The following is a 19,674-nucleotide window of genomic DNA, read 5'->3' as shown; positions in this document are numbered from 1 at the left end:
TGTCAGCAAGTGACCCTTCCCGCAGCCAGCGGGAATGGGTGTTCATCGCTGGTCCGCCGGGGTGGGTTGGCGCGCGCTTGCGAGTCCGCATCCAGGCGTCGGCCCGTGCGTCTCCACGGACCGGCGCGAGTTGTTCGGTACAGGAGGACATAGATGTCCGGGACCTTGGCCGCCGACGGCGGCGCACTGTCCCTTACCGGAGCCAACGTGACGTACGTCGTCATCGCCGCGGTCATCGCGCTGGTGGCGCTCGTCTTCGCCGCCGCCTTGACCAGGGCGGTGCTGGCAGCCGGTAAGGGCACCACCAACATGCAGGAGATCTCCGGGGCGGTGCAGGAGGGCGCGTCCGCGTACCTGCTGCGGCAGTTCCGCACCCTGGCGATCTTCGTGGTCATCGCCGTCGTGCTGCTCTTCCTGCTGCCGGTGCACGACACCGACGGCAGTGAGACCTGGGTGAAGATCGGCCGGTCGCTCTTCTTCGTGGTGGGCGCCGGGTTCAGCGCGTTCATCGGCGGCGCCGGCATGTGGCTGGCCACCCGCGCCAACCTGCGGGTCGCCGCGGCCGCCCGGGAACGCGAAGGCGGGCGCGAGGGCGCCATGAAGATCGCCTTCCGGACCGGCGGCGTGGTCGGCTTCCTCACCGTCGGCCTCGGCCTGTTCGGCGCGGCGCTGGTCGTGCTGATCTTCAAGGGCGACGCCCCGACCGTGCTGGAGGGCTTCGGCTTCGGCGCCGCGCTGCTCGCCATGTTCATGCGGGTAGGCGGCGGCATCTTCACCAAGGCCGCCGACGTCGGCGCCGACCTGGTCGGCAAGGTCGAGCAGGGCATCCCCGAGGACGACCCGCGCAACGCCGCCACCATCGCCGACAACGTGGGCGACAACGTCGGTGACTGCGCCGGCATGGCCGCCGACCTCTTCGAGTCGTACGCGGTCACCCTGGTCGCCGCGCTGATCCTGGGCCGCGCCGCGTTCGGCGAGACCGGCCTGGTCTTCCCGCTGATCATCTCCACCATCGGGGTGCTCGTCGCGATCGTCGGCGTCTTCATCACCCGGCTGCGCGCCTCCGACCGCAACGGCCTGACCGCGATCAACCGGGCCTTCTACCTCTCCGCGCTGATCGCCGCGGTGCTGGTCGCGATCGCCGCGTTCGCGTACCTGCCGGCGAGCTTCGGCGAGCTGGAGGGCGGGCTCACCGACGTCGACCGCAACCCGCGGCTGGTGGCCATCGGCGCGGTGGTCATCGGCATCGTGCTGGCCGCCGCGATCCAGGCGCTGACCGGGTACTTCACCGAGACGAACCGGCGCCCGGTGCAGGACATCGGCAAGAGCTCGCAGACCGGAGCGGCCACCGTCATCCTCGCCGGCATCAGCGTCGGCCTGGAGTCGGCGGTCTACTCAGCGCTGCTGATCGGCGCCGGCGTGTTCGGCGCGTTCCTGCTCGGCGGCAGCTCCATCACGCTGTCGCTGTTCGCCGTCGCGCTGGCCGGCACCGGCCTGCTCACCACCGTCGGCGTCATCGTCGCGATGGACACCTTCGGCCCGATCTCCGACAACGCCCAGGGCGTCGCGGAGATGTCCGGCGACATCGACGAGCACGGCGCGCGGACCCTGACCGAGCTGGACGCGGTCGGCAACACCACCAAGGCGATCACCAAGGGCATCGCGATCGCCACCGCGGTGCTGGCCGCGACCGCGCTGTTCGGCTCCTACACCGACACGCTGCGCTCCTCGTACGCGGACGCGGGCGTGGGCGACGTCGGCACCGAGATCCTCAACGCGCTCAACGTGGCCAACCCGCGCAACCTGGTCGGCCTGATCGTCGGCGCGGCGGTGGTCTTCCTCTTCTCCGGCCTGGCCATCAACGCGGTCTCCCGCTCGGCCGGCGCCGTCGTGATGGAGGTACGCCGGCAGTTCCGCGAGCTGCCCGGGATCATGGACCGCACCCAGCGCCCCGAGTACGGCAAGGTGGTCGACATCTGCACCCGGGACGCGCAGCGCGAGCTGATGACCCCCGGCCTGCTGGCCATCATGGCGCCGATCGCGGTCGGCTTCGGCCTCGGCCCGGGCGCCCTGGCGTCGTACCTGGCCGGTGCGATCGGGGCGGGCACCCTGATGGCGGTCTTCCTGGCCAACTCCGGTGGCGCCTGGGACAACGGCAAGAAGCTGGTCGAGGACGGCGCGTTCGGCGGCAAGGGTTCCGAGTCGCACGCCGCGACCGTCATCGGCGACACCGTCGGCGACCCGTTCAAGGACACCGCCGGCCCGGCGATCAACCCGCTGATCAAGGTGATGAACCTGGTCTCGCTGCTGATCGCGCCGGCCGTGGTGGCCTGGAGCGTGGGCGACGACAAGAACCCCGCCCTGCGTATCGCGATCGCCGTGGTGGCCGCGCTGGTCATCGTGGCGGCCGTGGTGTTCAGCAAGCGCAAGGGCGTCGCGATGGACGACTCCGGCAGCGACGCCGGCACGCCCGACAAGCAGGCCGAGCCGGTCAACGCCTGACCTGTGCGGCGCACGGTTCCCGGTCGGCACCCCGCCGGCCGGGAACCGTGCCGTCGAGGTCCCGTGCACGAAACCTGACCGCTGGCACTTCCACCGCGAGGCCGTACGCTGCTTCGCATGCGTACGCGCGGGGCGGCAACCGCCGGCAAGCTCACGGTGGTCCTGGCCACGCTCGTTCTCGTCGTCGCGGGGTGCGGCGGCCCCAGCCCCCGGGCCTGGGCCACGTCGGTCTGCGAGGCGCTCACCCCGTGGCGCGCCGAGATCAACAAGCTGACCAGCAGCACCCAGCAGCAGATGACCGCGCGGACCACCCCGGCCCAGGCGAAGGAGAACCTGGTCCGCCTCTTCGCCGGCGCCGAACAGGCCAGTGAGACCGCCCGGCGCAGGATCGAGGAGGCGGGCGTGCCGGAGACCGACCACGGCGAGGAGATCTCCGCCGGCTTCCGTGCCTCGCTGGGCAAGATGCGGGACGCGTACGGTCGGGCCCGGGACACCATCGACGGGCTGGACACCGCCCAGGCCGGCCCCTTCTACGACGGGGTGCGGGCCGCGGTGGACACCCTCGACAAGGAGTACGACGCGAGCGCGCTGGACACCAGCCGGCTCAACTCACCCGAGCTCAAAGAGGCCTTCGACGAGGTCCCGGAGTGTCGCTGACGCCCCCTTCCCCGCACCCGGTCCGCCAGCCCTCGCTGTTCTCCACCGAGGCGGCGGATCCGGTATTGGCGGACCTGGCCGGCCTGCTCGCCGGGCCGGGGGAGGTGGTGCGGATGGGCGGCACGGCCCGGCTCTCGATGGTGGTGGACGCCGCCTGGCGGGTGCACGTGCTGGTGGCCGAGCTGGCCGCCCGGGGGGTCCCGGCGAGCTGGGAGCCGACCGAGGACGGGCGGCACCTGGTCCGCACCGCGTACGCCACCACGCTGGCCCCGCTGGCCCGGGCCTGGCTGCGCGGCATGGTGAAGCGGCCGCCGGCCGGGTTCCACCTGAACGGGCGGCGGCTGCGGCTCTGGCTCGCCGCGGCCGGGGCGGCCGACCCGGCCGGCTTCCTGCTCCGGCTCGGCGTCGCGGACGAGGACTGCTGGCCCCCGGTGCGGGCGGCGCTGGCCGCGGTGGGGCTGCCGGGGGCGTTCGTGGAGCCGGCCGAGGGCGGACCGGCGTACCGGATCGGGGGCCGGCGGCGCCTGGCCCGGCTGGCCGAGCTGGTGGGCGACCGCCCACCCGCCGCACCGGCCGCCGACTGGCCGGGCGCCGGGGGATGACCCCGCGGCGCAAGCCGCCTGTCCGATCCCGGACACCACCGGCCGGTGGTTTGCCCAGGAAAACGGACCGGCGCCGCTCGGCCGTGGGTGTGTGATCGTCACAGTGACCCGCTCGGCGCCCTACCCACGGTGTACGGTGGCGCCGTCCGGCGGGTGTCGCCGCGCGCTCCGGGCCGTGGTCGCCAAAACTGATCGTCTTGCCGCCCACGAAACCCGGAACGTGGACGGCGCGTTACGTTGGACATCCGGACCGCCGTGGGTCCGGTAGGTGCAACGCGGCCCGAAACGGGCATTGGTGTAGGAGTGAGGTCGGAGAGAGACGTGCCGAGCAATGCTGGAACCACCCGTCTGGTCATCGTCGAGTCACCGGCGAAGGCCAAGACGATCTCGGGCTACCTCGGCCCGGGGTACGTCGTGGAGGCCAGCTTCGGCCACGTCCGGGACCTGCCCCGTAACGCGGCCGACGTGCCCGCCAAGTACAAGGGTGAGCCGTGGGCGCGGCTCGGGGTGGACGTCGACAACGGCTTCCACGCCCTCTACGTGGTCTCGCCCGACCGCAAGCAGCAGATCAGCAAGCTGACCAAGCTGGCCAAGGAGGTCGACGAGATCTTCCTGGCGACGGACGAGGACCGCGAGGGCGAGGCGATCGCCTGGCACCTGGTGGAGACGCTCAAGCCCAAGGTGCCGGTCAAGCGGATGGTCTTCCACGAGATCACCAAGCCGGCCATCCAGGCCGCGGTGGCCAACCCGCGCGAGATCGACCGGGACCTGGTCGACGCGCAGGAGGCCCGGCGCATCCTCGACCGGCTGTACGGCTACGAGGTCTCCCCGGTGCTGTGGAAGAAGGTCATGCCGAAGCTCTCGGCGGGCCGGGTGCAGTCCGTGGCGACCCGGATCGTGGTCGAGCGGGAGCGGCAGCGGATGGCCTTCCGCACCGCCGAGTACTGGGACATCCTGGCCACCCTCGCCGTGACGAACCCGGGCGAGGGGCCACGCAACTTCAACGCCACCCTGATCGCGCTGAACGGCGACCGGATCGCCACCGGCAAGGACTTCGAGCCCACCACCGGCCGGGTGAAGGCCGGTGCCGGGGTCGTGCACCTCGACGAGGGAGGTGCCCGGGGCCTGGCGGCCCGGCTGGAAGGGCGTCCCTTCACGGTCACCCGGGTCGAGGAGAAGCCCTACCGCCGCCGCCCGTACGCGCCTTTCATCACCTCCACCCTCCAGCAGGAGGCGGCCCGCAAGCTGCGCTTCTCGTCCCAGCAGACGATGCGCACCGCGCAGCGGCTGTACGAGAACGGCTACATCACCTACATGCGTACCGACTCGGTGAACCTGTCGGAGACCGCCATCGCGGCGGCCCGCCGGCAGATCGTCGAGCTGTACGGCGAGCGCAGCGTGCCGCCGGAGCCGCGCCGCTACACCGGCAAGGTGAAGAACGCGCAGGAGGCGCACGAGGCGATCCGCCCGGCGGGGGACAACTTCCGCACCCCGGGCGAGGTGGCCAAGGAGCTCTCCGCCGAGGAGTTCAAGCTCTACGAGCTGATCTGGCGGCGCACCATCGCCTCGCAGATGACCGACGCGGTCGGCTCCAGCGTCTCGGTGCGGATCCGGGCGGTCTCCGCCAGCCAGGAGGAGGCCGACTTCGGCGCGACCGGCAAGACCATCACCGACCCCGGCTTCCTGCGGGCGTACGTCGAGTCGAGCGACGACGAGAACGCCGAGGCGGAGGACGCCGAACGGCGGCTGCCCACCCTGGTCAAGGACCAGCCGCTGACCGCCGACGAGCTGGCCGCGCAGGGCCACCACACCCAGCCGCCCGCCCGCTACACCGAGGCGTCGCTGGTCAAGGCCCTCGAAGAGCTGGGCATCGGCCGCCCGTCGACGTACGCGTCGATCATGCAGACGATCCAGGACCGCGGCTACGTGTTCAAGCGCGGCCAGGCGATGATCCCGTCGTTCCTGGCGTTCGCCGTGATCGGGCTGATGGAGCGGCACTACCCGCGCCTGATCGACTACGACTTCACCGCCAGCATGGAGAACGAGCTGGACGAGATCGCCGGCGGGGACCACGCCGCGGTCGACTTCCTCACCTCCTTCTACTTCGGCAGCGCCAACGGCGTCGGCGACCGCGACATCGCCCACGCCGGCGGGCTCAAGAAGCTGGTGACGGAGAACCTCAGCGACATCGACGCCCGGAGCGTCAACTCGATCCCGCTCTTCACCGACGACGAGGGGCGTGAGGTCGTCGTCCGGGTCGGCCGGTTCGGGCCGTACCTGCAGCGGGCGCTCCCCGGCGAGCAGCCCGCCCCGAAGGCCGAGGGCGAGGAGGGCGGTGCCCAGGGCGACCGGGCGCCGATCCCCGAGGGGCTGGCCCCCGACGAGCTGACCCCGGAGAAGGTCCACGAGCTGTTCCTCGGCGGCGGGGGCGAGCGCAAGCTCGGCGACGACCCGGCCACCGGCGAGCCGATCCTGCTCAAGTCCGGCCGGTTCGGCCCGTACGTGGCCAGCGGCGAGCGGAAGTCGTCGCTGCTGCGGTCGCAGTCGCCGGAGACGCTCACCTTCGACGAGGCGCTGAAGCTGCTCAGCCTGCCCCGGGTGATCGGCACCGATCCGGAGGGCAACGAGGTCGTCGCCAACAACGGCCGCTACGGCCCGTACGTCAAGCGCGGTGACGAGTTCCGCTCGCTGGACTCGGAAGACAAGATGTTCACCGTCACGCTGGACGAGGCGCTGGCGCTGCTGGCCGCCCCGAAGACCCGCCAGCGCCGGGCCGCCGCGCCGCCGCTGCGGGAGATGGGCGCCGACCCGCTGACGGAGAAGCCGCTGGTGATCAAGGACGGCCGATTCGGTCCGTACGTCACCGACGGCGAGACGAACGCGTCGCTGCGGCGCGGGCAGACCCCGGAGGCGCTGACCCTGGAGGAGGCCTCCGAGATGCTCGCCGAGAAGCGGGCGAAGGGTCCGGCTCCGAAGAAGAAGGCGGCGGCGAAGAAGGCGGCCCCGGCCAAGAAGACGGCGGCGAAGAAGACCGCCGCCGCCACCAAGTCGACGGCCGCGAAGAAGACCACCACCGCCAAGGCCACCCCGGCGAAGAAGGCCACCCCCAAAAAGGCGACTTCTTCCAAGGAGTAATGGTCAACCAAGAAGATCTTGGTACGTGTCGGCCCTCCAGGGGGCGGATACGTACCAAGATTCGTTTGGCCGGTCAGCCGGGCCAGCCGGCCGAGCGGAGGGTGGCGCGGAGCTGGGCGAGCACGCGCTCCGCGTCGTGGCGGACGGCCCAGGCGGGGAAGCGGAGTACGGGGTCGCCGTTGGCCCACAGTTCGTTCTGCCGCTGCATGTCCGCCCAGGCTGTTCGGGGATCGAGATGCTGCCCGCCGTCGATCTCGACATGCACGCGCCACTGCTCGAACCACACGTCCAGGTAGCGCCGGCGCCCTGTGGCATCACGACGGACCACCTGCCGAGACGGCTCGGGCAGCCCCGCCCGACGGACCAGGCTGAGGAAGTCCAGTTCGGCGAGGGAGTGCGCACCGCCCGCGGCATCCGACGCGGTCACCCGGATCAGGTCGCGGCGGCGTGCCCGCGGCAACCGGTCGAGCACCCGGTGCAGGTCATCGCCGCGGACGAGTCGTTGTTGGAAGCCGGCAGCGATGACGGCGCGAGCTTCCTCGTCGGTCGGGGCCCACTGGGCCGCGTCGACCAGGGACCGCGCGGGCATGGTCCGCGGCGGCTGGCCGACGGTCAGCACGTCCTTGTCCGGCAGCACGCTCGTCCGGTGGACGCGTACTCCCTGCGGCAGCGATCTTGCCTGGTGCCGGGCAGGCAGCAGCAGGTGGATGAGGCGGGTTCCGTACCCGCGTAGTCCCCAGGCCTGGGCCGCGCTGAGGCCCGCGAGCACCGCTGCGGAGCCGGCCGCGAGCACCGCGATCCAGCGGAGCTGCGCGTGGTTGACGGGTCCGTTGTGGGTGACGTAGATGCCCCGATGCACCTGGCGCCAGCGCCCGGTGCTCGCCCGGTGCCGGATCGCCTTCTCGGAGAGGAAGCGCCGCGCCTGCCCGAGGCTGAGGACGTACTCCTGGTGGAACAGCAGCCAGGTCAGCTCGTCCGCATCATCTCCTGGCAGCGCCCGCGCCAGCTCACCCGCTGACTCCCGACCTCCCCACACACCCTCCCACCCTCCCCGCCACCCATCCCCGGCCGCCACCCCTGTGGACAACGGGCGATCTTGGTACGAATCCGCCCCTGGGTGGGCCGGTTCGTACCAAGATCTTTGAGGGGTCAGGGGCCGAGGATGCGGTCGAGGTAGGGATTGGTGAAGAGCCGTCCGGGGTCCAGGCGGTCGCGGACGGCCAGGAAGTCGCCGAACTTCGGGTACGCGGGGGCGAGTGACGCGGCGTCGCGGTAGTGCAGCTTGCCCCAGTGCGGCCGGCCGCCCAGGTCCGCTGCCACCTCCTCGAAGGCCCGGAAGTACGGCTCGTAGGGCGCGCCGACGTACTGGTGGATGGCGAGGTACGCGGAGTCCCGCCCGTACCCGTGGGAGAGCCAGATGTCGTCGGCGGCGGTGAACCGCACCTCGACCGGGAACTGCACCTTGAACGGCAGGCCGTCCACGATCCGGCGCAGCTCCGCCAGGGCGGTGGGCAGGGCGGCGCGGGGAAGGCCGTACTCCATCTCCACGAACCGCACCCGGCGCGGGGTGCAGAACACCCGGTCGGAGCGGCCGGTGTAGGTGCGTTCGGTGAGCGCGCGGGCGGAGACGGCGCTGATCCCGGGGACGAGGGCCGGTACGGCCCGGCCGAGCCGGCAGGCGCCCGCGAAGACGGTGTTGGCCAGGAACTCGTCGTCCAGCCAGCCACGCCAGCGGGCCAGCGGCCGATCGTCGGCGGGTACCCGGTCGTTGGTCTTGACCTGCACCCGGGCGGTGTACGGGAACCAGTAGAACTCGACGTGGTCGTGCTGCTCGACCAGCGCGGGCAGGTCGGCCAGCACGGAGGAGAGGGCCGCCGGGCGTTCGTGCGCGCGGAGCACGAAGGCGTCGACGCAGCGCAGGGTCAGCTCCACCAGCACCCCGACGGCGCCGAGCCCGACCCGGGCGGCGGCGAAGACGTCCCGGTGCTCGTCGGCGGAGCAGCGCAGCACCTCGCCGGTCCCGGTCACCAGGGTCAGCCCCACCACGAAGGTGGAGAGGCAGCCGAGCTTCCCGCCGGTGCCGTGGGTGCCGGTGGAGAGCGCCCCGGCCACCGTCTGCGCGTCGATGTCGCCGAGGTTGGGCAGCGCCAGGCCGTGCGTGGCGAGCAGTTCGTTGAGGGCGTGCAGGGTCATCCCGGCCGGTACGGTGACGAGGCGGCGGGCGGTGTCGACGTGGACACCGGTCGCCAGGTCGGCCAGGTCGAGCCGGTGCCCGTCGGTCACGGCGGCGCCGGTGAACGAGTGCCCGCTGCCCGCCGCCCGGATGGTCCGGCCGGCGTCGGCGGCGGCGCGGACCGCCGCGGCCACCTCCTCGACCGTTTGCGGGCGGACCACGAGGGCGGTGCTGCGCTGATTGCCGGCCCAGTTGGACCAGACTGCTGGCGTACCGGACATGCACGCTCCTCGACATGAATATGAACTGACTTCATATCAGGAACGTTGTGCCTGGTAAATACCGCAATCGTGGCCCGCTCGTTGTACCGGTAGTCACAGACTCGTGACGTGCAGATATGTTCATCCGTCGAAGGGGGGTGGCGAGTGTCCACACCAGCCGCCACGACCGGGCCGCTGCGCCGGGTACCGGTGCAGGGTCGAAGTGTCGCGCGGGTCCAGCGGATGCTGGATGCCTGTGCCGAGCTCGTCGACGAGGTGGGGTACGAGGGGCTGACCACGACTCTGCTCGCCGAGCGCGCCGAGGTGGCGATCGGGTCGGTCTACCAGTTCTTTCCGGACAAGCGGGCGATCGTGCAGGCGTTGACCCTGCGCACGATGGAGTCCTACCTCCAGCGGCTCGACGAGCGGTTCGCCTCCGACGACCTGACCCACTGGTGGGACGGTGTCGACGCGGCGATCGACGAGTACATCTCGATGCACCGCACGGTCCCGGGCTTCCGTACCTTGCACTTCGGCGACGTGGTCGACCTGCATCTGCTCGATGAGCAGCGGGACAACAACGGGGTGATCGCGGACCAGCTCGCCCGGGTGCTCACCGAGCGCTTCGGCCTGGCCGCCGTCCCGGACCTGCGATTCCATCTGGAGATCGCGGTCGAGGCGGCGGACGCGCTGATCAAGCTGGCCTTCCGCCGCAAGCCGGAGGGCGACGACCGGGTGCTGATCGAGGCCAAGGCGCTGATCCGGGAGTACCTGCACCGGCAGGTCGACGCCCGGACCGAGACCGCCCAGCAGAGCTGAGCGGCGCGTCGCCGCCCCCGGTGCCGGCGGCGACAAGAAACAAGGTGCGACGCCCGGGGTGCGACCGGGCAGGACGACGAGCGGCGGGTTCCCGAGGTGCGCCGGGGCCCGCCGTCACCATGTGGCCCTACAGGAACGCGTGGCCCTCACCGCGGTAGGTGGGCACGGTCGCGACCACCGCGTCCCCGTCGACCAGGTGCAGTTCGTTGACGTGCTCGCACAGCTCGCCGGCCTTGGCGTGCCGGAACCAGACCCGGTCGCCCACCCGCAGCGTCGTCGCCGCCGCGCCCGCGAGCGGGGTCTGCACCTCACCCGCGCCCTCGGCCCCGAGCAGCTTCAGGCCCGGCGGCAGCCACGGCCGGGGGAGCCGGCTGTCGGCGGCCGGGCCCGAGGCGATCCAGCCGCCACCGAGCACGGTGGCCAGCCCGGGCCCCGGCCGGCGGACCACCGCGCAGGCGAAGAACGCCGCCGGGGTCGGGCGCCAGGCACGGTACGCGTCGAAGAGCGTCGGCCCGTACAGGCCCGACCCGGCGGTGACCTCGGTGACCGCGGGGTCGGCGCTGGTGGCGGCCACGCTGCCGGTGCCGCCGCCGTTGACGAACTCCAGGTCGGCGTGTTCGCGTACCGCGGCGACCGCCGCCGCGCGCCGGGCCAGCAGTTCCCGGTACGACCCGCGCTGGGCGACCCGGATCGCGGTGCCGAGCACCGCCTGCCCGGGCGGGGCGTCGCCGAGCCCGGCGATCTGCGCCTCGTACGACATCAGCCCGACCAGCCGGAAGCCCGGCCGGCCGGCGACCGCGGCGGCGAACGCGCCGGCCGCCCGGGCGCTGTGCACCGGGGAGCGGCGGACGCCCACGTGCACCCGGCCGCCCAGCGGTCGCCAGGAGGCGTCCAGGTCGAGGCAGAGCCGCAGGGGTGGCCGCCGTCCGGGCGGGCACACGTCGTCGACGAGGTCGAGCTGAGCGCTGTCGTCGACCATCATCGTCACCGCGTCGGCGAGCGCCGGGTCGGCGGCCAGTTCGGCGAGCGCGTTCCGGTCGGCGGTCGGGTATGCCACCAGCACGTCGTCGCTGAGACCGGCGCGCGCCAGCCAGATCGCCTCGGGCAGGGTGAACGCCATCACGCCCCGCCAGCCGGGGCGGTCCAGCACCCGGGTCAGCAGGTCGCGTACCCGGACCGACTTGCTGGCGACCCGGACCGGCTTGCCGGCGGCCCGCTTGACCAGCGCGTCCGCGTTCGCGTCGAAGGCGGAGAGATCGACCACGGCGTACGGCGGGTCGAGGTGGGCGGTCGCCCGTTCGAGGCGATCGCGAAGTTTGTCACTGTCGGTGGCCACGTTTGCACGCTAACTGTCTGGGCGTCAATGCGAAATACCCTCGCGTCTGTCCGGGCTGCGGGCGGTGGCGCCGTCGGCCTAGGCTCAGCGAGCAGGCGAATGTCGCGGAGGGGGACGCTTCTCGCCGGGACTAGAGTGTTCCACCGGAGAGGCCCAGCGCTGGGTCGGCACGTGGAGGTACCGCCATCGAAAGCCAGAAGAACGGCGAGTCGCCCGGCGTGTCGCCGTCCGGGGCACAGGCCGACCGGTCCGGAGCCGCCGCCATCCGCTCGGTGCTGCGCATCCGGCCGTTCCGCCGGCTCTGGATCGTGCTCGGCGCGGCCTCCTTCGGCGACTGGCTCGGCCTGCTCGCCACCTCCGTCTTCGCCGCCGCCCAGGTCTCCGGCAGCACCGCCAAGGGTGCCGCCTTCGGCAGCCTGATCGCGGTCCGGCTGCTGCCCGCGCTGGTGCTCGGTCCGGTGGCCGGCGTCTTCGCCGACCGGTTCGACCGGCGCTGGACGATGGTCATCTGCGACCTCCTGCGCTTCCTGCTCTTCGCCTCCATCCCGCTGCTCGCGCTCACCGGCGCCAGCGGCGGCGTGGTGGTCAGCTGGGCGGCCGTCGCGACCTTCCTGATCGAGACGATCACGCTGCTCTGGATCCCGGCCAAGGAGGCCGCGGTCCCCAACCTGATCCCGCGCGCCCGGCTGGAGACGGCCAACCAGCTCACCCTCATCACCACGTACGGCCTCACCCCGGTGCTCGCCGCGATCAGCCTCTCGGTGCTGGACCGCAGCGTCCGGGGGCTGACCGGCGGGGACGTGCCCAACTGGGCCGAGCCGGCCCAGCTCGCGCTCTGGTTCAACGCGTTCTCCCGGCTCGCCACGGCACTCGTGGTGGCCTTCGGCATCAAGGAGATCAGCCAGGGCCGGACGGACGAGCGCGAGCGCACCGAGCAGAGCATGATGCGCCAGTTCACCGAGGGCTGGAGGTTCATCCGGCAGACGCCGCTGGTCCGCGGGCTGGTGCTCGGCATCTTCGGGGCGTTCGCCGGCGGCGGCATCGTGATCGGTACGGCCAAGTTCTTCGCCGCCTCGCTCGGCGCCGGTGACGCCGCTTTCTACCTGCTCTTCGGCGCCATCTTCATCGGCCTCGCGGTCGGCATCGGGGCCGGCCCGCTGATCGTCCGGGAGATGTCCCGGCGCCGCTGGTTCGGCATGAGCATCGTGCTGGCCAGCGCCTCGGTGCTGGTGCTCGCCTTCGCCATCCACCTGTCCATGGCGATGGTCGGCGCGATCCTGGTCGGCGCGGGCGCCGGCATGGCCTTCCTGGCCGGCACCACCCTGCTCGGCGGCGAGGTCGCCGACGAGGTACGCGGCCGGGTCTTCGCGGTGGTGCAGATCGGCACCCGGCTGGTGCTGATCCTCGCCATCGCGCTGAGCAGCCTCCTGGTCGGCGTCGGCGGCTCGCGCAAGCTGACCATCGCCGACCTCGGCATCTCGGTCTCCTCGACCCGCCTGCTGCTGCTCGCCGCCGGCGCGGCCGGCATCTTCGCCGGGATCAGCGCCTTCGGCCAGATGGACGACAAGAAGGGCGTGCCGGTCCTGGCCGACCTCTGGGGCTCGATCCGCGGTCGCCCGCTGATGCCAACCGAGCACTTCGTCTCCAGCGGCCTCTTCGTGGTCTTCGAGGGTGGCGAGGGGGCCGGCAAGTCGACCCAGCTCTCCGCGCTCGCCGAGCGGCTGCGCGAGCAGGGCCGGGACGTGGTGGTCACCCGGGAGCCGGGCGCCACGCCGGTCGGCGAGCGGATCCGCTCGCTGGTGCTGGAGAACGCCGGTGACGAGGCCCCCTCGGCGCGCGCCGAGGCGCTGCTCTACGCCGCCGACCGGGCGCACCACGTCGCCACCGTGGTCCGGCCGGCGCTGGTCCGGGGCGCGGTGGTGGTCAGCGACCGGTACGTCGACTCGTCCCTGGCGTACCAGGGGGCCGGTCGTACGCTGCCGGTGCAGGAGGTCTCCTGGCTCTCCTCGTGGGCCACCGGCGGGCTCAAGCCCGACCTGGTGGTGCTCCTCGACGTCGACCCGCGCACCGGGCTGTCCCGGGTCGAGTCCCGCAACGAGGGCGCCGACCGCCTCGAAGCCGAGTCGCTCGCCTTCCACGAGCGGGTCCGGTACGCCTTCCTCGACCTGGCCGCCGCCGACCCCAAGCGCTACCTGGTGCTCGACGCCTCCCGTCCGGTCGAGGAGATCGCCGAGGCGGTGGCCCGCCGGGTGGACGAGTTCCTGGTCGACCCGGCCGCCATCGTGCACCCCCGCCCGGCCCAGGGCCCGGACACCACGGTCCAGCCGGAGTTATCCGACGCGGAGCTGGTGACCATGGAGCGCCCCACCTGATGGCGGACGTCTTCGCCGACCTGGTCGGGCAGGACGAGGCCGTGGCGACGCTGCGCCGTGCCGCCGCCTCGGCCGCCGCCCTGCTGCGCGCCGCCGCCGCGCCCGCGGCCCGGTCGGCCGACCCGTACGACGACCTCGACGCGCTCGCCGAGGAGTTCGACGAGGCGCCGGGGCCGGCGGGTGGCGAGTCCGACCCGTCCGGCGGCGAGCCCGGTGCGGGCATGACCCACGCCTGGATCTTCACCGGGCCGCCCGGTTCCGGCCGCTCGGTCGCCGCCCGCGCCTTCGCCGCCGCGTTGCAGTGCGTGCACGGCACCGGCTGCGGGGCGTGTCCCGGCTGCCACACCACGATGACCGGCACCCACGCGGACGTCCGGCTGGTGGTGCCCGAGGGGCTCTCCATCGGCGTCGGCGAGATGCGCGCCCTGGTGCTGCGGGCGGCCAGCACGCCGTCCGGCGGGCGCTGGCAGATCGTCATCATCGAGGACGCCGACCGGCTCACCGAGGCGGCCGGCAACGCGCTGCTGAAGGCGATCGAGGAGCCGCCGCCGCGTACCGTCTTCCTGCTCTGCGCCCCGTCCACCCACCCGGACGACATCTCGGTGACCATCCGGTCGCGTTGCCGGGTCGTACCGCTGCGGCAGCCGCCGGCCGGCGCGGTGGCCGAGGTGCTCGTCCGCCGGGACGGCATCGCGCCGGACGTGGCCGGCTGGGCCGCGGCGGCGGCACAGGGACACGTGGGCCGGGCCCGGCGGTTGGCCCGCGACCCGGAGGCCCGGCAGCGCCGGGACGCGGTGCTCGCCGTGCCGCGCCGGCTGACCGGGGTGGGTGCCGCGTTCGACGCCGCGTCCGCGCTGATCGAGGCGGCCGAGGCGGAGGCCGCCGCGTCGGTCGCCGAGATCGACGAGGCGGAGCGGAGCGCGTTGCAGACCGCGCTCGGGGCGGGCGGCACCGGCCGGGGTGCGGCGGGTGCCATGCGCGGCGCCGCCGGCCAGCTCAAGGACCTGGAGAAGCGGCAGAAGTCGCGGGCCACCCGGGTCCAGCGGGACGCGCTCGACCGGGCGCTGGTCGACCTCGCCGGCTTCTACCGGGACGCGCTGACCATGGCGCTGCGGGCGCCGGTCGCACCGGTGCACACCGACACCGCGGCGCTGGCCGAGGCGGGCGCGCAGAAGTGGGACGCCGAGGGGGCGTTGCGCCGGCTGGAGGCCGTGCTGGAGTGCCGGGCGGCGATCGAGGCGAACGTCAAGCCGCGGATCGCGGTGGAGGCGATGATGCTCGCCCTCTGGAAGGGGTGATCCCCGCCTTCCGGCGTTGTCCACAGGGCATCGACAGGCGCGATTGAGGTGCGGTACGGTCCGGTGTGCCGCAGTGACGGTGGCGGCACGCTCAGTGAGGGTCAGCCGGGAGGAGACCGCCGATGCCGCGGGGGGAGATCGACGAGGCCTGGATCGAGGAGGCGGTGCGGCGCTACCGGCGCATCGAGACCCTGCAGGCCGAGTTCGACCAGGCGGTGGCGACGGTCGAGGTCACCGTCCGCTCGCCGGACGGGCTGGTCGAGGTGGTGGTGACGGCCGGCGGCCGGATCACCGACGTGCGCTTCCTCGGCCCGCTGCACCAGCGCAACCCCCGGGACGTCGCCGGTGCGGTGCAGGCCGCGGTCACCGCCGCCGCCGACGCCGCCCAGTGGGCCCGGGAGAAGCTGCACAACGAGACCTTCGCGGCGTACCGGCCGCTGGCGGGAGCCTGACATGGAGACGCTTCGGGCCCTGGCCGCCCGCCTCGACGAGGCCAGCCTCGCCCTCACCACGCTGTCCCGCACGGTGACCGCGACCGACCCGGCGCACCCGGCCTTCGGCACCCACGCCACCGGCCGGCCCGGTGAGGTCGGCCGGGCGCTGCACCGGCAGTGGACCACCGCCACCGGGGACCGGGCCCGCGAGGCCGGTGCCGCCGCCGCCCGGCTGGCCGCCGCCGCGGCCGCGCTGCGCAGCGCCGCCGACCGCTACGCCGCGACCGACGACTCCAGCCGGCACCGGTTCCTCCGGGAGGCGTGATGGACGCCCTGGACCGCCTCGCCGAGCCGGGTCTCGACCTGCTCGCCCGGGTCGACACGCTGCTCGCCGCCGGCGCGCCCGAGGGGCACCGGCTCTGGCCGCTGCTGCGCCGCATGCAGGTGCTCCCCGGCGAGGCCGTGCGCGAGTTCCTCGAGCTGCATCCGGCGCCGCTGGCCGGCGCCGGCCACGCGGTGCGCCAGCTCGTCCGGGGGTACGACGACACCTGCGCGATGCTCGCCGACCCGGTCGCCTGGTCCGGGCCGGCCGCCGCCGCGTACGACGCGGCGCGCGGCGCGCTGCTGCGGCACCTCGACGAGGGGCCGGAGAGCCTGGTCGGGCGGCTGGAGTCGACCGCGGGTTACGCGGACGCGCTGGCCGACTGGGTGGAGGGCAGCCGGCTCGCCCTCGCCCGGGCGCTGGCGGATGTGCTGCGCTCGGCCGAGGCGGTCACGGTGCATGTCGCCACCCGGCCGGGGGCCGAGGCCGGGCGGGCCGGGGCGCTGGCGGCGGCCGAGATCGCGACCCGGGTGCTGGGTGTCCTCGGCGTGGCGTACGACGGGGCGGAGACGCTGCTGCGCCAGTGGGCGCCGAGCCTGGCGGAGACGACCTGGCGGGACCGTTCGCCCGGCGCGCCCCACCTCGGCGGGACCACCCGGATCGGGCACTGACCCGGGGTCGTGCGGTCACCAGGGCCCGACAAGGTCCACGGCGTCGCGCGCCGAACCGGCCGTGGCCGGGCTCCGGCGGCGACGCCGTGGCCTTCCCCTGCACCCCCCGCAGGTCTGTCTTCACTCAACGCGGTCGGCCGTCGTTTGTCCTCCGGGACGCTCATGTTTCAGCCGTCCGGGCGAGGATCAATGGCACGACGGGTTGGGGGCGGTTCGGTCGAGTCGACAATCATGGATCGCTGCGCCCGGTGACCGTTCGGCGACGGCCCGCCGGGTCGGATCCGCGTCGAGGTCGTAGGGTGAAGGGCATGGGCATGCTCTGCGCGGTCAGTTTCAACCGGTACGGGCGCCTCTACTACCTCGACCCGGGCGAGTTGCGCCCGCAGGTGGGCGACAAGGTGCTGGTGCCCACCGACGAGGGTCCCGAGGTGGCCGAGTGCGTCTGGGCCGCGCAGTGGGTCAGCGACGACACCGCGGGCTTCCCCAAGCTGGCCGGGCTGGCCGAGGAGGAGGACCTGCGCCGCGACGAGCTGCTGCGGCGGCGCAAGGCGGACGCCAAGGTCGCCGCCAAGCGGCTGATCCGCGAGCACGGGCTGCCGATGAAGGTGGTGGCCGTCGACCACGTGCTCGGTACGCCGGAGACCGGCAGCGACCGCACCACCATCTACTTCACCGCACCGCACCGGGTCGACTTCCGCTCCCTGGTCCGCGACCTGGGGGCCACGCTGCACTGCCGGGTCGAGCTGCGGCAGCTCTCCGCCCGCGACTCGGCCCGGGTGCAGGGTGGGATCGGCTCCTGCGGCCGGGACCTGTGCTGCGCCACCTTCCTCAACGACTTCGAACCGGTCACCATCCGGATGGCGAAGGACCAGGATCTGCCGCTCAACCCGCTGCGCATCTCCGGCGCGTGCGGCCGGCTGATGTGCTGCCTGAAGTACGAGCACCCGCTCTACCAGCGGTTCCAGGAGTCCGCGCCGGCGATCGGGAGCCGGGTCTCCACCCCGGAGGGCAGCGGCAGGGTCGTCGGCCACAGCGTGCCCAGGGATTCGGTCACCGTCCGCCTCGACGCCGACGGCTCCCGCTGCTCGTGCAGCCGCGCCTCCGTCTGCGCCCCCCGCCAGGCCCACGACCAGCACTACACCCCCTGACCCCGCACCCGCTGGTGTTGACCAAGGAGTTTGCGTCGGGATTCGCGGCTCCGGTGACGCAAACTCCTTGATCAACAACGCTGGGCGGTCAGCGGAGGGTGATGGGGGGCTCGGCCAGGCGGGGGGTCAGGGGGTCCTTGGGCAGGAGCCAGGAGGCCGTGGGGGACTGGTCGGGGTTCAGGCGCCAGGCGTGGGAGACCTTGTCGACGGCGATCGGGTAGATGGTGAGCGTGCCGTCGGGGTCGATCCGGAAGCGGAGGAACGCCTTCGAGTCCTCGATGCCCTGGGCGGCGAAGAGCTCGTTCAGGTTCACCCCGAAGGAGCCGGCCACCAGCAGGTAGAGCGCGACGAGCTGGCTGGACACCAGGCCGATCACCGGCCCGTACAGCACCGCCGCGGCGGCCGCCGGCAGCGGCCACGGCCAGTCGTAGAAGGGCAGCTTCAGCCAGAGCCAGGTGCCGGCGGCGGCCAGCGCCACGTGTGCCAGGCCGTGCGAGACGCCGAGGAGCCAGTTCCGGACGTGCCGTTTCCCGCCGGCGCTGGGCGGCTTGGCGAAGAATGCCGCGCTCACCATGGTCACCACCACCATGATCACCAGCGGGACGCTGAGCAGCCGCTGCTCGGTGGTGCCCACCTGGTTCGCCGTCACCCCGGCCATGGCCAGCATCAGCAGCGTGTGCAGGGTGCCCAGGAGGGTGGTGAAGCCCGGATTGCGGAACGGCAGCCGGGCGAAGATGCCCCAGCCGTAGCGGCGCGAGCGCGCCTTGTCCGGATAGCGGGCCGCCAGGTCGTACTCCCGGGTGCGGCTGGCGCGGCGGGCCAGCGTGTCGCGCGGCGGCACCTCCAGCCGCTCCGGCAGCTCGTGGGTGGGGTAGAGGTAGGCGCCGCCGCCCCCGCAGGTGATGAGCTGCCGCTCGGGGCCGGTGTAGCGGGCGTAGTGGTGCAGGTCACCGGAGAGCAGCAGCCGCACCTGCGCCCCGGTGGGCACGATGATCGTACGGATGAAGTAGTCGATCGAGTCGTAGGCCGTGGGATGGTCGACGGCCTTGACCCAGGTGGGCGCCGGCACCGCCAGGATCACCCGCGAGCGCGCGGTGAGCTTCCGGGCGACCGCGTCGAAGTAGGTGAGCTGCGGGTCGTCCAGGTACGACCCGGACTGGTCGTCGAGGCCGAGCAGCCACCAGTCGGCGGGCAGCTCCACCGCGAAGTACGAGCGGGACTGGCCGGTGCCCCAGCCGGCGAAGTGCCGGTCCCGGGAACGGACGAAGAGCCGCAGGAAGGCGGTCAGGCCGTCGTACCAGTCGTGGTTGCCGGGGACCGCGAAGAGCGTCGGCCGCTCGGGCGGCGACAGCGGCAGCGCGGCCTGGTACGGCCCCTTGCACCGGTCCTCGTACGCCTCGTAGGCCGCCGACGGGTAGACCTCGTCGCCGCCCATCACCAGGGTCTGCCCCCGGGGCAGCCGGTGCCCGTCGACCTCCAGTTCCGGCTGGGCGAGCAGGTACGCGACCGAGTACGTGGCGTCGAAGCCGTCGCCCAGGTCGGCCACGTAGTCCAGCCACAGCCCGCCGTCCGGCCCGACCTGCCGGAACGTGTCGCTGCCGAAGGCGTTCTGCAGCTCCCGCTTGTCCAGGTACGCCCCGAACAGCATCGCCAGCAGCGTACGCAGGCCGGTCTGGATCAGCAGCAGCGGCGCGAGCCAGGGGACCGGCTTGCGCGGGGTGAACCCGAGCTCCAACGGGTCGAGGCTGCGTGGCCGGCGGGTGGCGCGCTCACCGGGGTGCGCCTCGGGTATCGGCTCCGGCGGGGGTGCGTGATCGTCGCTCACCCGCCGCAGGTTAGTCGTCCCGGAACGCGAGCGCTCTCCCCGGAACGTACCGGACCTTCCTCGATGTCCGGATCCGAGGGTGAGGGGATCCCGTTCGGCTTCCGGCGGGCGGTGCCGTAC

At 73.0% G+C, this 19,674-nt stretch carries 15 protein-coding genes; 11 read left to right on the top strand and 4 right to left on the bottom strand.

Features of this window, described 5'->3' with window-relative positions:
• The first annotated feature begins 153 nt into the window (after nucleotides 1-153).
• The 4 genes from ACGFI9_RS08135 (at nucleotide 154) to topA (ending at nucleotide 6,896) form a co-directional block, all read left to right on the top strand.
• Nucleotides 154-2,502 carry a sodium-translocating pyrophosphatase gene (locus ACGFI9_RS08135; protein WP_393176259.1) on the top strand — a complete coding sequence of 783 codons (2,349 nt, stop codon included), beginning with the start codon at nucleotides 154-156 and terminating at the stop codon, nucleotides 2,500-2,502.
• Nucleotides 2,503-2,619: 117 nt separating this feature from the next.
• On the top strand, nucleotides 2,620-3,159 hold the full coding sequence (locus tag ACGFI9_RS08130) for a hypothetical protein (protein WP_393176257.1): 540 nt from the start codon (nucleotides 2,620-2,622) through the stop codon (nucleotides 3,157-3,159).
• Entirely contained in the window at nucleotides 3,150-3,761 is a 612-nt protein-coding gene (locus tag ACGFI9_RS08125) for a hypothetical protein (protein ID WP_393176255.1), read from the top strand. The genes ACGFI9_RS08130 and ACGFI9_RS08125 overlap by 10 nt, the downstream gene beginning before the upstream one ends.
• A gap of 321 nt (nucleotides 3,762-4,082) precedes the next feature.
• Entirely contained in the window at nucleotides 4,083-6,896 is a 2,814-nt protein-coding gene (gene topA / locus ACGFI9_RS08120) for a type I DNA topoisomerase (RefSeq protein ID WP_393176668.1), read from the top strand.
• 73 nt (nucleotides 6,897-6,969) lie between these two features.
• Here topA and ACGFI9_RS08115 read toward each other — a convergent pair whose 3' ends face one another.
• Nucleotides 6,970-7,932, bottom strand: coding sequence for a DUF559 domain-containing protein (locus tag ACGFI9_RS08115; RefSeq protein WP_393176253.1), 963 nt, complete (start codon nucleotides 7,930-7,932; stop codon nucleotides 6,970-6,972).
• 113 nt (nucleotides 7,933-8,045) lie between these two features.
• Nucleotides 8,046-9,350 carry a D-arabinono-1,4-lactone oxidase gene (locus ACGFI9_RS08110; protein WP_393176251.1) on the bottom strand — a complete coding sequence of 435 codons (1,305 nt, stop codon included), beginning with the start codon at nucleotides 9,348-9,350 and terminating at the stop codon, nucleotides 8,046-8,048.
• Nucleotides 9,351-9,572: 222 nt separating this feature from the next.
• On the opposite strand from ACGFI9_RS08110, the gene ACGFI9_RS08105 reads away from it, so the two are divergent.
• Entirely contained in the window at nucleotides 9,573-10,148 is a 576-nt protein-coding gene (locus ACGFI9_RS08105) for a TetR family transcriptional regulator (RefSeq protein ID WP_393176666.1), read from the top strand.
• 127 nt (nucleotides 10,149-10,275) lie between these two features.
• Here ACGFI9_RS08105 and ACGFI9_RS08100 read toward each other — a convergent pair whose 3' ends face one another.
• Entirely contained in the window at nucleotides 10,276-11,484 is a 1,209-nt protein-coding gene (locus ACGFI9_RS08100; RefSeq protein WP_393176249.1) for an amino acid deaminase/aldolase, read from the bottom strand.
• A 272-nt stretch (nucleotides 11,485-11,756) separates the two neighbouring features.
• Between ACGFI9_RS08100 and tmk the strand changes: the two genes are divergently transcribed.
• The 6 genes from tmk to ACGFI9_RS08070 all read left to right on the top strand — a co-directional run bounded on the left by tmk (nucleotide 11,757) and on the right by ACGFI9_RS08070 (nucleotide 17,729).
• Entirely contained in the window at nucleotides 11,757-13,856 is a 2,100-nt protein-coding gene (gene tmk / locus ACGFI9_RS08095; RefSeq protein ID WP_393176664.1) for a dTMP kinase, read from the top strand.
• On the top strand, nucleotides 13,856-15,154 hold the full coding sequence (locus tag ACGFI9_RS08090; protein ID WP_393176247.1) for a DNA polymerase III subunit delta': 1,299 nt from the start codon (nucleotides 13,856-13,858) through the stop codon (nucleotides 15,152-15,154). Before tmk ends, ACGFI9_RS08090 begins: the two co-directional genes overlap by 1 nt.
• A gap of 122 nt (nucleotides 15,155-15,276) precedes the next feature.
• The gene (locus tag ACGFI9_RS08085; RefSeq protein ID WP_393176245.1) at nucleotides 15,277-15,606 is read left to right on the top strand and encodes a YbaB/EbfC family nucleoid-associated protein; all 330 of its coding nucleotides are present in this window, start codon (nucleotides 15,277-15,279) and stop codon (nucleotides 15,604-15,606) included.
• A gap of 1 nt (nucleotide 15,607) precedes the next feature.
• The gene (locus ACGFI9_RS08080; protein WP_393176243.1) at nucleotides 15,608-15,913 is read left to right on the top strand and encodes a hypothetical protein; all 306 of its coding nucleotides are present in this window, start codon (nucleotides 15,608-15,610) and stop codon (nucleotides 15,911-15,913) included.
• A complete protein-coding gene (locus ACGFI9_RS08075) occupies nucleotides 15,913-16,581 on the top strand; it encodes a hypothetical protein (RefSeq protein ID WP_393176241.1) in 669 nt (222 codons plus the stop codon). The genes ACGFI9_RS08080 and ACGFI9_RS08075 overlap by 1 nt, the downstream gene beginning before the upstream one ends.
• Before the next feature lie 308 nt (nucleotides 16,582-16,889).
• Nucleotides 16,890-17,729: a stage 0 sporulation family protein gene (locus ACGFI9_RS08070; RefSeq protein ID WP_393176239.1), complete on the top strand. Its 840-nt coding sequence runs from the start codon at nucleotides 16,890-16,892 to the stop codon at nucleotides 17,727-17,729.
• Between the two features lie 88 nt (nucleotides 17,730-17,817).
• Here the strand turns inward: ACGFI9_RS08070 and ACGFI9_RS08065 are convergent, their stop codons facing one another.
• Nucleotides 17,818-19,563 carry a metallophosphoesterase family protein gene (locus tag ACGFI9_RS08065; protein WP_393176662.1) on the bottom strand — a complete coding sequence of 582 codons (1,746 nt, stop codon included), beginning with the start codon at nucleotides 19,561-19,563 and terminating at the stop codon, nucleotides 17,818-17,820.
• Nucleotides 19,564-19,674: the final 111 nt, after the last annotated feature.

It is taken from the genome of Micromonospora sp. NPDC048930 (genome assembly GCF_043197935.1).
Lineage (GTDB): Bacteria > Actinomycetota > Actinomycetes > Mycobacteriales > Micromonosporaceae > Micromonospora.
This window is presented reverse-complemented; position numbering and strand designations above follow the sequence as displayed.